General features: G+C 34.6%; 17 protein-coding genes. 16 read left to right on the forward strand and 1 reads right to left on the reverse strand.

The window, feature by feature from the left end:
- Window positions 1–156 precede the first annotated feature (156 nt).
- The 10 genes from MHI40_RS07475 (at window position 157) to MHI40_RS07520 (ending at window position 7522) form a co-directional block, all read left to right on the forward strand.
- On the forward strand, window positions 157–1284 hold the full coding sequence (locus MHI40_RS07475) for an ABC transporter permease (RefSeq protein WP_340762101.1): 1128 nt from the start codon (window positions 157–159) through the stop codon (window positions 1282–1284).
- Window positions 1284–1955: an ABC transporter ATP-binding protein gene (locus MHI40_RS07480; protein WP_340762102.1), complete on the forward strand. Its 672-nt coding sequence runs from the start codon at window positions 1284–1286 to the stop codon at window positions 1953–1955. Before MHI40_RS07475 ends, MHI40_RS07480 begins: the two co-directional genes overlap by 1 nt.
- A gap of 53 nt (window positions 1956–2008) precedes the next feature.
- Window positions 2009–2680: a response regulator transcription factor gene (locus MHI40_RS07485; RefSeq protein WP_340762103.1), complete on the forward strand. Its 672-nt coding sequence runs from the start codon at window positions 2009–2011 to the stop codon at window positions 2678–2680.
- Window positions 2677–4062, forward strand: coding sequence for a sensor histidine kinase (locus tag MHI40_RS07490; RefSeq protein ID WP_340762104.1), 1386 nt, complete (start codon window positions 2677–2679; stop codon window positions 4060–4062). The genes MHI40_RS07485 and MHI40_RS07490 overlap by 4 nt, the downstream gene beginning before the upstream one ends.
- Before the next feature lie 4 nt (window positions 4063–4066).
- Window positions 4067–4468, forward strand: coding sequence for a hypothetical protein (locus MHI40_RS07495; RefSeq protein ID WP_340762105.1), 402 nt, complete (start codon window positions 4067–4069; stop codon window positions 4466–4468).
- Between the two features lie 580 nt (window positions 4469–5048).
- Window positions 5049–5486 (forward strand): hypothetical protein, encoded by a 438-nt coding sequence (locus MHI40_RS07500; RefSeq protein WP_340762106.1) that lies wholly within the window; start codon window positions 5049–5051, stop codon window positions 5484–5486.
- A gap of 92 nt (window positions 5487–5578) precedes the next feature.
- Window positions 5579–6010, forward strand: coding sequence for a WapI family immunity protein (locus tag MHI40_RS07505; RefSeq protein WP_340762107.1), 432 nt, complete (start codon window positions 5579–5581; stop codon window positions 6008–6010).
- Between the two features lie 127 nt (window positions 6011–6137).
- Complete coding sequence (locus tag MHI40_RS07510) at window positions 6138–6563, forward strand: hypothetical protein (protein WP_340762108.1); 426 nt, start codon at window positions 6138–6140, stop codon at window positions 6561–6563.
- Window positions 6564–6644: 81 nt separating this feature from the next.
- Entirely contained in the window at window positions 6645–7106 is a 462-nt protein-coding gene (locus MHI40_RS07515; protein WP_340762109.1) for a hypothetical protein, read from the forward strand.
- A gap of 200 nt (window positions 7107–7306) precedes the next feature.
- Entirely contained in the window at window positions 7307–7522 is a 216-nt protein-coding gene (locus MHI40_RS07520; RefSeq protein ID WP_340762111.1) for a hypothetical protein, read from the forward strand.
- Between the two features lie 588 nt (window positions 7523–8110).
- Here MHI40_RS07520 and MHI40_RS07525 read toward each other — a convergent pair.
- The gene (locus tag MHI40_RS07525; protein WP_093534659.1) at window positions 8111–8980 is read right to left on the reverse strand and encodes a YitT family protein; all 870 of its coding nucleotides are present in this window, start codon (window positions 8978–8980) and stop codon (window positions 8111–8113) included.
- 110 nt (window positions 8981–9090) lie between these two features.
- Between MHI40_RS07525 and MHI40_RS07530 the strand changes: the two genes are divergently transcribed.
- From MHI40_RS07530 to MHI40_RS07555, 6 genes are read left to right on the forward strand one after another with little or no spacing between them, the layout of a single operon-like run.
- Complete coding sequence (locus tag MHI40_RS07530) at window positions 9091–9423, forward strand: nucleotide pyrophosphohydrolase (protein ID WP_093534657.1); 333 nt, start codon at window positions 9091–9093, stop codon at window positions 9421–9423.
- A gap of 2 nt (window positions 9424–9425) precedes the next feature.
- Window positions 9426–10202, forward strand: coding sequence for a 4-hydroxy-tetrahydrodipicolinate reductase (dapB, locus tag MHI40_RS07535; protein WP_340762112.1), 777 nt, complete (start codon window positions 9426–9428; stop codon window positions 10200–10202).
- A 10-nt stretch (window positions 10203–10212) separates the two neighbouring features.
- Window positions 10213–10620, forward strand: a complete 408-nt coding sequence (mgsA, locus tag MHI40_RS07540; RefSeq protein ID WP_093534653.1) for a methylglyoxal synthase — start codon at window positions 10213–10215, stop codon at window positions 10618–10620.
- A gap of 12 nt (window positions 10621–10632) precedes the next feature.
- Window positions 10633–11763 (forward strand): N-acetyl-alpha-D-glucosaminyl L-malate synthase BshA, encoded by a 1131-nt coding sequence (bshA, locus tag MHI40_RS07545; RefSeq protein WP_340762113.1) that lies wholly within the window; start codon window positions 10633–10635, stop codon window positions 11761–11763.
- Entirely contained in the window at window positions 11729–12949 is a 1221-nt protein-coding gene (locus MHI40_RS07550) for a CCA tRNA nucleotidyltransferase (protein ID WP_340762114.1), read from the forward strand. Before bshA ends, MHI40_RS07550 begins: the two co-directional genes overlap by 35 nt.
- Complete coding sequence (locus MHI40_RS07555; RefSeq protein WP_340762115.1) at window positions 12933–13922, forward strand: biotin--[acetyl-CoA-carboxylase] ligase; 990 nt, start codon at window positions 12933–12935, stop codon at window positions 13920–13922. The genes MHI40_RS07550 and MHI40_RS07555 overlap by 17 nt, the downstream gene beginning before the upstream one ends.
- The last annotated feature ends 135 nt before the right edge of the window (window positions 13923–14057 follow it).

Genomic DNA, 14057 nt, shown 5'->3' on the forward strand with positions numbered 1-14057 from the left:
CAAATATTTGAGTGGGTTTTTTTGTCTTGTGATGAAATATATTAATAAATTTGGCGGATTTCTATATCTCTAATTCTGCTTAATTGGTGAAAGTTTATATAAAGTTTATATAGCTTGTATATGATGAGAAATGTAAATAAATAAGGAGGTTATTATATGTTTTTGGCATTAAAAGAACTAAAACATGGTAAGTTACGTTTTACAATGATTGGGCTTATCATAATATTAATCGCATGGCTTGTATTTATTCTTTCGGGTTTAGGAAATGGACTATCTACACTAAGCGCTGCGACGATTAAAAACTGGGAAGCAGAGCATGTTGTTTATGAAAATGGGGCGGGTGCGACATTTTCAAAATCATTATTATCTCAATCGCTGCAAAGTAAAATTGAAGCGCAGCCAGGGGTAGAAGAAGTTACACCATTTTCCCAGTCAGTCATAGCAATCTTACCAATTGATGGTGTTGCTGAAGGGGAGGACAAAGTAGATGCTGCTTTATTAGGTATTGAAGCAGGCTCAATTTTACATCCAGAAGTAATAGAAGGTAAAGCTGTTGATCCGAAGATTAAAAATGGTGTGGTTGCGAATATCACATTAAAAAATAAAGAAGGCTATGAAATTGGTGATTCTGTAGCAATTGATGGTTCTGAACTAAATGCAGAAATTATTGGTTTTGTGAAAAACGAGACATTCAATCACTTGCCTTCACTATTTGCAAATATGGATTTTGTACGGGAGTATAAATATTCTGCACCCGGATCAAATAATGGAGTAGAAGATGCTATCAATGCATTCGCCATATTAGGTAAAGACGTGGATGCAGCACAAATTGAAAAAGAAGTCGATGGCGTGGAAGTAGTTACCAAATCCGCTGCTATTAATGGTATGCCAGGTTATACTGCGGAAAATGGTACAATAATGATGATGCTTGTGTTCTTAATTGTCATTTCAGCTTTCGTAATTGCAGTTTTCTTCTATGTTCTAACAATCCAAAAAACACAGCAATTTGGTGTGATGAAAGCAATTGGTGCTTCAAATGGATTTATAGCTAAAGCAATCGTATCTCAAGTATTCGTGTTGTCATTTTTTAGTATTTTAATAGGTATTGGCCTTACATATCTAACTGCGATGGTATTCCCAGAAGAAATGCCATTTAATTTAGATCCTGTATTAGTTATTATTTATGGAATAGTACTATTAGTGATATCTGTTGGTAGCTCGTTGTTTTCAGTTCGTCGAATTTCAAAAATAGATCCATTAACCGCGTTAGGGAGGGTTGAATAATGACTTTAAGCATGAAAAATGTCTCAAAGGTATATAAAGAAGGCGAATCACAAATAGTAGCTTTAGATCAAGTTTCAATGGAGGTTGCTTCTGGAGAGTTTGTGGCCATTATTGGCCCATCAGGTTCTGGAAAGTCAACATTTCTATCGATTGCTGGGGCATTATTAAAACCTTCACAAGGTGAAGTCAAAATTGATAATAAAGATATTGCAACACTAAAAGATAAAGAGCTTTCCAATTTACGATTACATGAAATAGGATTTATATTACAAACGTCTAATTTAATGCCGTACTTAAATGTTTTAGACAATTTACTTCTATTAAAAAAGATGTCGGGTAAAGTAACAAAACAAGATGAAGCCTTTGCAAAAGAATTATTAATAGAGCTTGGTTTGAGTAGTAAATTCGAAAAATTCCCTAATGAGCTTTCTGGTGGGGAACGACAACGTGTAGCAATCGCGCGTTCATTTATGAATGATTCATCGCTTATTTTAGCGGATGAACCTACTGCATCATTGGATACAAACCGTGCAAATGAGGTCGTTTCCCTTATTTCAAAAGAGGTTAAAGCACGTGGTAAGGCTGCTGTTATGGTAACTCATGATGAACGAATGCTGGCATATTGCGACCGCGTTTACCGTATGGAAGATGGCAAATTAACGTTACAATAATATAATTAATAACTTACATGAAACCAAATTCACTAGAAAGCGGAGGCGTTACTATGCAGATTTTATTAGTAGATGATGATTTAGATACATTACAACTAGTAACTATACATTTGGAACGTGAAGGGTATAAAGTGCATAATGCTGACAATGCGGAAGCAGCGCTAATTTTACTAGAAACTTTCAAAGTGGATTTGGCGATTGTAGACGTTATGATGCCGCGTATGAATGGTTTTGAGTTAACAGAAATTTTGACGGAAGATTATGATATTCCCGTGATTTTATTAACCGCTAAAGGTCAATTAGCAGATAAAGAACAAGGATTTACTGCTGGATCAGAAGATTACATAGTAAAGCCATTTGAGCCTAGCGAATTATTATTTAGGATTGCTGTTGTTTTGCGACGTTATGAAAGATCTTTAGAAAACTTCATAGAAATTGGGAATATGAAAATTGATCGAAAAAACTATGAAGTAATTATAAAAAAAGAAACCGTTTTGTTGCCTTTGAAGGAATTTGAACTACTCACTTTGTTAGCATCACGAAGTGGAAAAATCGTGCAACGAATTTTTCTAATTGAGCATACATGGGGAATTGATATTGAGGGTAATGACTATACGCTGAATACACATATCAATCGATTAAGGGAACGATTAATACGTTACGAGGCAAATGTTGAAATTATAACCGTTCGTGGAATTGGTTATAAATTAGAGCTGTTGAAATGAAAACACTTTATCGACAATTTATTAGCGCGACTGTATTAATTTTGTTTTGCAGTATTATCGTCGGATTTGCCCTTGCGAATATTATTTACTTTTCAGTCTCAAAAAACAATATTGATTCACAGAATGTAGAGTTTGCTCAAGAGGTTGCGAATGGAATTGAAAATATGCATGATTCGAAGGATTCTATGCATGCCTATTTATCATTAATCGGTAATTCAGGATATCAAATCTATCTAATATCTAGTTCTGGAGAAAAATACCCCTTTGGTGAAGAATTTCAAAATCTAAAGATACCCCCTGAAACAGTTCAAGCTATTATGGATGGTGAAATATATCATGGGATGAAATATGCACCGAGTTCGTTATTAATGATGGGGCATTTTTCCAATAGCTTGGAAAATTCCGTTGGGGTACCTGTTGTTACAAAGCAAAACCAATATGCATTATTTTTGAGACCCGATAACAAGTCCATTTTCTCGGATATCCATGTTGTATTAATGAGCTTTGTCGTTGCAATCGCTATCATTAGCTTACTCGGTGTGGCTGTTATGACACGAAACCTAATACGACCGATTTCATCCTTAACAGAAGCTACTAAGGCGGTAAAAAACGAAAATTTCAATTACCGATTAAATATTTCACGAAACGATGAGATTGGCCAATTGGCGGAAAATTTTAATTTGATGCAGCAGCAGCTTGCTCATAATGATGAATTACGCAAGGGATTTGTAAATGACGTTTCTCATGATTTTCAATCGCCATTAATGAATATTCAAGGTTACTCTGATCTACTTCAAACTGATGAACTAAAGAAAGAAGACAGGTTACAGTATGCAGCCATTATTCAGCGAGAATCTAAGCGATTATCGAACTTAACAAAACAGTTACTAATCTTAACCTCTTTAGATCAGGCTTCTTATTCCTTACAAAGGAATAGTGTCCGATTAGATGAACAGTTAAAAGACATTATAAGGAAGTCGCAATGGCGAATCAATGAACGTGAATTAGAATTATCCTATAAATTAGAACCTGTAGTTATTCAAGGGGATGCAGAATTACTCATGAGTGTGTGGGATAATTTATTGAGTAATGCTATTAAGTATTCTGAATTAGGAAGTATCATCTCTATTACTTGTCGAGAAGTACATGGTGAAATTCAAATTATTTTCAAAGATACAGGAATAGGGATTAGTAATGAACAATTAGCGCAAATATTTGTCCGCTTTTATCGAGTAGATACAGCTAGAAAAAAAGATGGTACTGGGCTAGGACTATCAATAGTCAAGAAAGTTGTGGAGTTACATGGTGGACAAGTAAATGTCACTAGTAAAGTCGGAAAAGGAAGTACTTTTGTAATTAAATTACCAATTAGAAGGAGTTAACATTATGGAAAAGAAATGGTCAATTCGATTAATTCGTTTTGCTGCTATATTTGGAATAATCGGTACGTTTTTAGGGTCTAAAATGAGCGGAAGTATGGATTATTCATTGCGTCCCATACATGCACATATATTATTAGTTGGATGGTTATCCGTATTTGCATGGGGAATATTTTATAGAGTGTATACTGTAAAATACAAAAAACTTGTACCTATACACGCTATTACTGGAATGTTAGGCGCACTTGGTCTAACGTTTGGTATGTGGATGTATAATTTAAACCCATTTAACTTAAATGAAACATTTGTGATGATTTTGTTCATTGTAGGCGGAACTTTATTGTTATTGGCATTTGCATTATTTGTGGTGATTACCTTCTTAACAGAGGATACGAAACAAATTAAGTAAAGACATTGTGAAGAAATACATTCAAAGTAACAGGTGTTTAGTAAAGAAAGACAGAAAAAAGAGTTTGGAAGTTTCATTTTCCAAGCTCTTTTTTAATATGTGAATAATTATTAAAATTTGGCTAAGTAAAAGGTAAAGGTTAATTGATTTTTAGTAAAAGCATTATGAATTTAACCTGCATCTAAAAGTTTGTGAAAGAATGTACTTAACTAACGCGGCAGTTTCGTTGAAGAAGAAGGTTATTTTGCTACTGTGTTGAATAAGTTAATATATGTAAAATATTGTGCAGTAGGGTTGCTTACTTCAAGTTTGGAGATGGATCAATGAAACCTATATTATTGATTATTGGATTATTACTCTGTTGCATGTATATCTTGAGCGGTTTTTACATTCGAATTAAAAGAAGTCCAGTTTCCGGAACTCCATTTATTGTCACAGGAATAATAGGGATTTTTGTTTTTTTGATATATTCTTTTTTCTTCACTTAAATTTCGATTATGCAGTTAGTCAAATAAGGATATGAGAATAGATTATACTTAGACTAATGGGTGCTCGTCTAATTAAAAGAGGTGTAATGTGTATGAAAAGGATAGTTACTTTTACATTATTTACCGTATTTTATTTTGCTTTAGTTGGCTGTAATCAAGAAGAAGCAATAAAAGCACCGAAAGAAATAAAAGCAGAGACACCACAAACTGAACATATTGAAAAAAAACCGTTTGGTGTTCAAAAACGCCAAAGGGAAGGGTATAAAAGTATAAAAGAAGTTGTTAAATCTGATGAAATAGAGAGCGTTGTCGAAATAATTGAAAACGCTGAATGGGAAGAAAAGATTAAGGTGGATATGGTACTTCCTCCTGAATATCGTTTTAGCTTGGGGTCGATTAACTATGCTATATGGGTGACTCCAAATGGAGATAGATTAGAGATAATTGTGGAGGGTCAGGCAAAATATATAAAACTGCCAATAAAGGACTCAGAAATTTTATATACAATAATTACTGGAAAAGAACTTTAAGGTAGAAAGCAGTATTGAACTAACGTGCGCAGGTTAGTTTAAGAAGGATTGTAAATTAGTTGTATTGAATTCTTGTATTTTGAGGTGATTAGATGAAATTTTATCTTTTAGGTGAGAGAACAAATATTGAGATTGATGTATTACATCGAAATTTTCCTGACAGTACGGACTATTGGGATGTAAATTGGGTTAAATCAAAAATAAAAATAGAAATACCAGGTTATCTGGTTTGTTTTAATGCTGAGTTAAGAACAGATGAATTAAGAGACTTCGTTAATGAACTCAAATTAATGAAGCGATTCTTACAAGGAAAAGCAAGCCTAAAAAATTTAGATAGTTATTTTCAGTTTGATTGTGAAATGGACAAATTAGGTAACATTATGTGGACTGGTGAGACATGCTATCCTGCGGGGTATGGTGCTGTTCTTACATTTGAATTTGCATCAGATCAAACTTTTTTAAATACATTAATAAAAGAATTAGATGAAATTTTAACTGTTTTCCCTGTTGTCGGGAAGCCATAGTTATTCAACTAAGGGTGCTTTACTTTAAGAGGGAGTAAAGCCTTTTTCTTATTGAACTAACGAAGCGTTAGATAAAGAAGGAATTTGAGATATAGTATATAAAAATCACTAAAAAGGTGGTAGTAAAATGATTTGCCAACTGTATTTTAGTGTATCTGGTGAATATGAAAAAATTGATTATTGGGTTCCTTTGATGAACTATTTTTTATCACAATCAGATACGATAGAAATCCATTGTTGGAATGAAGAAGCAGTTGTTGTCGAGGAAACAAAGTCAATGCTTAAAGGCTCATTCGAAACAATCACGGAAAATAACCTCACTATTTTCAAGGGAAATAAAGCACTAAATGTTGTAACCCATTTATTATCAAATAATGTAAATATTGAGGGGAAGATAAAATGGTTCTCTATTTTTTTGAGTAAAAACTCCACCACTATTTTTCATTCCGAACATTGGGGTATGGAGTTTTTTGCACCCAATGTTAACGAAAAAGATATAGCCTTCATTAAATCGGTAATGCCTATAGAAACGAATTTTAATCAGTATAAATAGCGAGATTACTACTTCCTTTTTCAACAACGAGGTGCTTTAGTTTAGTTTAACAAGATAAAATATTAATAAGTGGGTGATTAAATGTTATTAACTCCTTTAGGTGCTATTAAATTGTTTGTTAATGATGAAGAAGTGCGATTTACTGTGATAAAATTAGATTTAGAATTGCATTGTCGAGATGTAAATGGTAGGTATTTAATTCAATATGAGTACAAAAGTGAAATGAAGGATCAAGAAATTAAATGTTGCATACCTTCAATAGATGTAAAGGGAGATGTTGAAAGTGGCGAAAGGCTTGAAGCAATATCTTTTTACAGAGATGATATAAAACTCACAATTGGGATAGTAGGAGAATTCACAGATAGCACAAATTATATTGATTATGGTGGGGATTACTTGAGTAATGGAATTCAATATGTAACATATCCCACTACTTCAGATAGAAAATTTTATTTTGGTGTTTGTTGGATTCAACCATTGACAGAAGAAAATGATAATCAAACTTGGTTTGGTGCTGACCCAACTTTAATGGGGAATTTATGATTTGTGCAGAATTACTCTTAAAGTAACGGGTGGTTTACTTCAAGAAGGAGTAAAGCCTTTTTCTTATTCAACTAAAGCGGCAGTTTAGTTGAACAAGGGGAACTTTATTTTTGAAATAATTCGAACTTCTATTACTTTTATACGTAATAAAGTAAAAGAATAGGTTAGTTCAATTGAAATAAAGGAGGGGATGAAAGAAAATGAGTATTTTTAAAAAGGTGAATTTAAAAGGCTTTTTATGGATTTTCATTATGGCTTTATTTGGAGTGTCTTTTATAACGCATACCCATAGTTATTTCAATACTAAAGAAATAAATTTACTCATTACTGGCTGTTATGAAAATGGTGGAGAAGTCAAATTAGAAATCCATAATAATCTCACAAGTAGTTACTCTTTTGAATGTAAGCCGAAATAGATTTAATTGTAAATATTCATTGTAAAGCAGGAACTTAATTTAATTGAGTTCCTCCATTTTCATCCTCAACTATCGGGTGCTTTACTTCAAGAAGTAGTATAGCTTTTTTTTCTTAAAATAAGTAGTTTAGTTCAATAAGAGAAACAAAAATTCCTCTGTTCCTTTAGGGTCATATTTTATCTTTTATTCTTCTCTTTAATTGGATTAAAGTTATTAGTACACCTAAATTTATTGCTATTAGAATAGGAAATCCGAAGTAAATAACATAGAGTATCCAGTTCAATGCATCCTTTACAGAAAGTAATTCCATTTTATCACCTCAAGTAACCGTATGAAGAAAACTATACCCTCATGCCATTACGACTATAATATAAAAGAGAAGGTGCTTCGAGATATCACAACGACGCGTGTGTTGTGGTGGTAGCTCATCGCTCACCCCGCGAAACGCGTCCACCTGTAGCGTAAATCAGAAGTATCATTCATTCTTTAAGATTTTATAAATAATCCAATATTCATGCTGTGTTCTATATTATTGCTTATCTATTAAAAAAGGATCACCCAAGTAAGATACTTGAATAATCCTTCACACTAATCTATCGGATTTTTCTCATCATCTAAAGTGAAACCTTCTCCCATTACATCCTTTACTTCTGTTATAGACACAAATGCATGTGGATCGATAGAACTTATAACCGACTTCAATGCACTTATCTGGTTTTTCGCTACGACGCAATAGATTACTTCCCGACTACTTTTTGTGAAATGTCCATGTCCGTTCAATATTGTTACTCCGCGAGATAATTTATTCGTAATGAGATCAGCAATCTCATTTTGCTTGTCTGAAATGATAAATGCACCTCTAGCAGAATATGCGCCTTCTTGCACAAAATCTATAACTCTTGCGCCAACGTATACAGCAACAAGCGTATACATCATGGAACGCTCATTAAGGAAAGTCGCCCAGGATAACAAAATGACAAATGCATCGAAGATAAACATCGTTTTACCCATGCTCCATCCCTTGTATTTGAATACAAGTCGGGCGATAATATCGACCCCTCCGGTTGTTCCACCATATTTGAAAATAATACCTAAACCTACACCTACAAAAACCCCAGCAAATAGTGAAACTAGAAACAAGTCACCTTCTAGCCCAAGATGGAATTCATAAATATCAAATAATTTTAAAAATACGGATACTGAAACAGTGCCAATCACTGTATAAGCAAACATTTTCCGCCCAAGCAACTTCCAACCTAAGAAGAACATTGGTATATTTAATAAAAGGTTCATCAATGCTACATCCCAGTTGAATGCAAAATATAAAACGAGAGTAATACCAGAAAATCCACCTTCACCAAGTTCATTTTGCATATTAAAGTGAACAAAGCCAAAACTATAAATGGCTGATCCCAATATAATCATTATAATATTTTTTAATTTAAGTCCAACTCCCATTGTTACACCTCGCTTATTAGTTCATACTTAAGTTATTATCGATTATTTTGATGTTTTTGACAACTAGCTGCTTTTCTTATTAGGATATACACGAAGGAGAGATAGATTATATGGTAGAGAAAAAAACTTTATCTGATTTACAACTAGAAGTGGATACATACATAAACCAGTTTAAAGAAGGTTATTTCCCACCAATGGAACTACTAGCAAGACTTACGGAAGAACTAGGGGAGCTCTCCCGTGAAGTTCAACATAAGTATGGGACAAAGAAAAAGAAATCTACAGAAGTGGAGAAAGAAATTGCGGATGAGATGGGAGATTTCTTTTTCGTACTATTATGTTTAGCAAATGCAGAAGGTATAGATCTGCAGCAATCATTAGAGCAAGTCTTAAACAAATATAATACAAGAGATAAAGATAGATGGACGATTAAGGAGGACTAATAATGGTTATTAAAGTAGCGGTAGCAGGCCCAAGAGGTAAAATGGGAAGAGAAGCAGTAGCAACTGTAATAAAAAACGAAAATTTTTTATTAGTGGCAGTTTTGGATTATAAGCAAGAGACAGAGTGCTTAGGGGATAACATTCCCATCTACACATCTTTAAACTTATTAATCGAACAAACAGAACCTGATGTATTAGTTGATCTGACTATTCCTTCAGCCGTTTTTCAGCATGCGATGACTGCACTTGATTATGGTGTGAGACCAGTTATTGGTACAACGGGCTTTACTGATTTACAATTAGATACATTAAGAAACAAAGTAGAAGAGGTACAAGTAGGATGTATTATTGCCCCAAACTTTTCTATAGGTGCGGTGCTTATGATGAAGTTTGCACAAACAGCAGCAAAATATTTGCCGAATGTGGAAATTATTGAGATGCATCATGATCAAAAAGTAGATGCTCCTTCTGGAACAGCAATTAAAACAGCTCAGATGATACAACAAACACGCACTTCTATGGAACAGGGACATCCGGGTGAAGAAGAGATAATTCCAGGTGCAAGAGGAGCAAAAATGGATGGCATGCATATACATAGTGTCCGATTACCTGGTTTAGTTGCACATCAACAGGTGCTTTTAGGTGGAGAGGGGCAATTGCTAACACTACGTCATGATTCTTTTGACCGCGCATCCTTTATGTCTGGAATTGTATTGTCTATCAATGAGATCATGGAGCGTGATGTTCTGATTTATGGTTTAGAAGATATTATTTTATAGGAGGGAAACAATGAGAATTGCATTAGTTGCACATGACCAGAAAAAAGAAGATTTGATACAGTTCGTAACAGCATATAAGTCAATATTAATAGAGCACGAATTATTTGCTACCGGAACAACCGGAACACGAATTATAGATGAAGTTGGTTTAAATATATTTAGATATAAATCTGGACCACTAGGTGGAGACCAGCAAATAGGATCAGCGATTGCAAATAACGAAATGGATATGGTTATATTTTTCCGAGATCCACTTACCGCTCAACCGCATGAGCCAGATGTAACGGCGCTTATTCGACTTTGCGATGTATATCAGATCCCACTTGCAACAAATATGGGAACAGCTGAAATCCTTTTAAAAGGTATAGAACAAGGTTTTTTAGATTGGCGTTTACTAGAAGAGAGACGTTCACGTTAAGGAAGTGATTAAGTGCGTAAATTGAAAATAGGAATTACTTGCTATCCATCTGTTGGGGGATCAGGAGTAATTGCAACAGAATTAGGAAAGATGCTTGCAGCAAAAGGGCATGAAATACATTTCATCACATCTGGGATCCCTTTCCGACTAAATAAAATATCTCCAAAGATCACATTTCATCAAGTGGAAGTGAATAGCTACTCTGTTTTTCAATATGCTCCATACGATATTGCTTTAGCCAATAAAATGGCAGAGGTAATTGTAGATGAGCAATTAGATGTATTGCATGTACATTATGCTATTCCTCATGCGGTGTGTGCAATACTGGCAAAGGATATGGCAAACTCAGATATCGGCATTGTTACTACTTTACATGGAACTGATATAACCGTTTTAGGATATGATTCATCGTTAAAAGGCGCAATAAAGTATGGGATAGAAAAATCAGATGTCGTAACGGCAGTGTCTCATTCCCTTGGCCAAGAAACAATGGATTTAATATCCCCAAATAAGGATATTGAGACGATATATAATTTTATTGATGAGCAAGAATATACTAAAAAGGATGCAGGTAATCTAAAAGAATTATTAGGTATAAAACCACATGAAAAAGTAGTAATTCATGTTTCTAACTTTAGAAAAGTAAAGCATGTTCCGGATATAGTACAGAGCTTTAAACTTATCCATGAAGAGGTTCCTTCTAAATTACTGTTAGTAGGAGATGGACCCGAAAAACATCCTATTATGGAATCCATTAAAGGTACATCTATCGAAAATGATGTTCTATTTTTAGGTAAACAGGAAAATCTATCAGAATTATATTCCATAGCAGATCTTATGCTATTGCTTTCTGAAAAAGAGTCTTTTGGTTTAGTGCTATTAGAAGCAATGGCTTGTGGAGTGCCTTGTATAGGAACGAATGTAGGTGGCATTCCTGAAGTAATTACGAATGGCGAAAATGGATTTATCGTGGAACTAGGGGATTGGAAAAAGGTAGCAGAACATGGTGTGGAAGTTTTACAAAACCCCTCATTACATAAACAGATTGTCGATAGGTCTTTAGAGGTTATACGGGATCGATTTAGTTCTAAAAGTATTGTAGAGCAGTATGAAAAAATGTATGAAAGAGTGGCGAGAAAATAGCTTGATGAAAAATCGGTGGCCGGCAGCTTATAAAATAATAGAACAACTGGAACAGGCAGGCTTTGAGGCGTTTGTAGTAGGAGGGGCTGTCCGAGACTTTGTACGTAATGCTCCTGCAAATGATGTCGATATCACTACAAATGCTACTCCCTTGGAGGTCAAACAGATATTTACTCATACTATTGATGTTGGAATCGAACATGGGACTGTTTTAGTTGTAGTAGATGAGCCTATTGAAGTAACTACGTATCGCTCGGAATCTACCTACTCTGATTTTAGACGACCAGATGGTGTAACATTTGTACGTAATTTACAAGAGGATCTTCAACGAAGAGACTTTACGATAAATGCAATGGCCTTAACTAAAGAAGATGAGCTTGTCGATTATTTTGGAGGCAAAAAAGCTATCGAGGAAGAAATAATTCAAGCGGTTGGAAATCCTCAGTTAAGATTTTCAGAGGATGCATTACGTATGTTAAGAGCAGTACGTTTCTCAGCGCAGCTGAATTTTACACTTGAGCAAGAGACCTTTCAAGCAATTCGTTCCTTACATCCACTTATTGAGCATGTCTCCATTGAAAGAGTGAAAGTGGAGCTAGAAAAGATATGGCTAAGTGACTTTCCTTTCAAAGGGATGAAACTTTTTGTAGAAAGTGGATTATCTCAGAATTTCCCTGGCGACTGGGAAAGGCATCTACAAAGTTGGGACAACTTCTCGAGTTTTAATGTTAAAGCTAATGGATGGGCCTTCTTTGCTCTATTGCAGTCGAACGAAAATATTAACATTCTGTTAAATCATTATAAATGCTCAAATGATGAGAAAAGACATGTAAAAAATGTGTTGGAAGCAGTTTATAGTTTGGAAAAAGGTGCTTGGACGCTTGATGAATTATTCCTTTTTAGGGAGGAAGTTCTGACAGTAGCTTACCACTTTGGAAACTCCATTTTTTCAAATGAAATAGCTCATCCACTTGCGAAATTTTTACTACAGAAACGCACACTTCCCATTACTTCAAAAAAAGATATTGTTGTGAATGGAAATGACCTGATTGAATGGACAAACAAAAAAAGAGGCCCATGGATAAAAAAAGTATTAGACATATTAACGGGCATGATTGTAAATGGCAAAATAAATAATGACAGACATGAAATAAAGGAATGGTTTTCTCATGAATATCTCCATTAAAGAAAAAATTCTTTCAACGCTTATCAATGCTAAAGGGGAACCGGTCTCTGGCCAGAAGTTAGCAGATGAACTACATATTTCACGAACCATGATCTGGAAGCATTTGAAAAGTATCGAAGAGGATGGCTATGTAATTGAAGCTATCAAAAAGAAGGGGTATATACTCCAGTCTATACCGGATTTAGTTACGCCAGAGCAAATTCTTCCTAAACTTAACACGAAACAATTAGGAAGAAATATTGATTATTATACATCTTGCACATCCACTCAAATTATTGCCGCTGACAAAGCACGTCAGGGTGCCTCTCATGGAACGGTTATTATTTCGGAGGAACAAACTGCTGGAAAAGGAAGGTTAGAACGCAGCTGGGACTCTACTGCAAACAAAGGCATATGGATGAGTGTTATTATTCGTCCAAATATAAGTCCCGAGTTTGCTGCTCAGTTTACACTGGTTTCAGCTGTAGCTATCAATCAAGCTATTCAAGAGGTAACTAATCTTACACCTCAGATTAAGTGGCCAAATGATATATTGATAAACGGAAAAAAAGTCACCGGTATTTTGACGGAATTACAGGCAGATATGGATATAGTCCATTCAATTATTATAGGAATTGGTGTCAATGTAAATCAGGACCTAAGTGCATTTGACGAATCCATCCAAAACATTGCCACTTCATTGAAAATGGAAAATGGAGAAGAGGTGGATCGTTCATTATTGGTAGCTAAAATACTTTACTATCTAGAAAAATATGGCGATCTATATGTAGAAAAAGGCTTTGAACCTATTAAAATACTATGGGAAAGCCATAACTGCACGATTGGAAAACGTATACGTGCCACTATGTTACGAGAAACACTTGAAGGTGTAGCTTTAGGTATTACGAAAGATGGAGTTTTAGAGCTGAGATTAGATAGTGGTGAAATTCGTGGTATTTATTCGGCAGATATTCATTTGCTAGGAAGAAGTTAGTTTGGACGGATTTCATTTTTTTTGTTATTCTGTATGTGTTGGGCAGTATCCTTTTAGAACTGCACCTTTAGAAAAAGAGTTTTGTTAACTAAATAGTCTGCCTTGATCTATATGACAGGGACGGGAAAACCTATG

Origin of the sequence: Psychrobacillus sp. FSL H8-0510 (assembly GCF_038008345.1) — a bacterium.
Taxonomy (GTDB): domain Bacteria; phylum Bacillota; class Bacilli; order Bacillales_A; family Planococcaceae; genus Psychrobacillus; species Psychrobacillus psychrotolerans.

What these genes read in the sequence shown, in the direction of transcription:
- MHI40_RS07510 (WP_340762108.1), top strand. Translation starts at nt 6,138, where the DNA reads ATGATTTGCCAACTGTATTTTAGTGTATCTGGTGAATATGAAAAAATT.
- MHI40_RS07485 (WP_340762103.1), top strand. Translation starts at nt 2,009, where the DNA reads ATGCAGATTTTATTAGTAGATGATGATTTAGATACATTACAACTAGTA.
- MHI40_RS07525 (WP_093534659.1), bottom strand. Translation starts at nt 8,980, where the DNA reads ATGGGAGTTGGACTTAAATTAAAAAATATTATAATGATTATATTGGGA.
- MHI40_RS07555 (WP_340762115.1), top strand. Translation starts at nt 12,933, where the DNA reads ATGAATATCTCCATTAAAGAAAAAATTCTTTCAACGCTTATCAATGCT.
- mgsA (WP_093534653.1), top strand. Translation starts at nt 10,213, where the DNA reads ATGAGAATTGCATTAGTTGCACATGACCAGAAAAAAGAAGATTTGATA.
- MHI40_RS07480 (WP_340762102.1), top strand. Translation starts at nt 1,284, where the DNA reads ATGACTTTAAGCATGAAAAATGTCTCAAAGGTATATAAAGAAGGCGAA.
- MHI40_RS07520 (WP_340762111.1), top strand. Translation starts at nt 7,307, where the DNA reads ATGAGTATTTTTAAAAAGGTGAATTTAAAAGGCTTTTTATGGATTTTC.
- MHI40_RS07550 (WP_340762114.1), top strand. Translation starts at nt 11,729, where the DNA reads ATGAAAAAATGTATGAAAGAGTGGCGAGAAAATAGCTTGATGAAAAAT.
- MHI40_RS07505 (WP_340762107.1), top strand. Translation starts at nt 5,579, where the DNA reads ATGAAATTTTATCTTTTAGGTGAGAGAACAAATATTGAGATTGATGTA.
- MHI40_RS07530 (WP_093534657.1), top strand. Translation starts at nt 9,091, where the DNA reads ATGGTAGAGAAAAAAACTTTATCTGATTTACAACTAGAAGTGGATACA.
- MHI40_RS07500 (WP_340762106.1), top strand. Translation starts at nt 5,049, where the DNA reads ATGAAAAGGATAGTTACTTTTACATTATTTACCGTATTTTATTTTGCT.
- MHI40_RS07475 (WP_340762101.1), top strand. Translation starts at nt 157, where the DNA reads ATGTTTTTGGCATTAAAAGAACTAAAACATGGTAAGTTACGTTTTACA.
- MHI40_RS07490 (WP_340762104.1), top strand. Translation starts at nt 2,677, where the DNA reads ATGAAAACACTTTATCGACAATTTATTAGCGCGACTGTATTAATTTTG.
- MHI40_RS07515 (WP_340762109.1), top strand. Translation starts at nt 6,645, where the DNA reads ATGTTATTAACTCCTTTAGGTGCTATTAAATTGTTTGTTAATGATGAA.
- MHI40_RS07495 (WP_340762105.1), top strand. Translation starts at nt 4,067, where the DNA reads ATGGAAAAGAAATGGTCAATTCGATTAATTCGTTTTGCTGCTATATTT.
- dapB (WP_340762112.1), top strand. Translation starts at nt 9,426, where the DNA reads ATGGTTATTAAAGTAGCGGTAGCAGGCCCAAGAGGTAAAATGGGAAGA.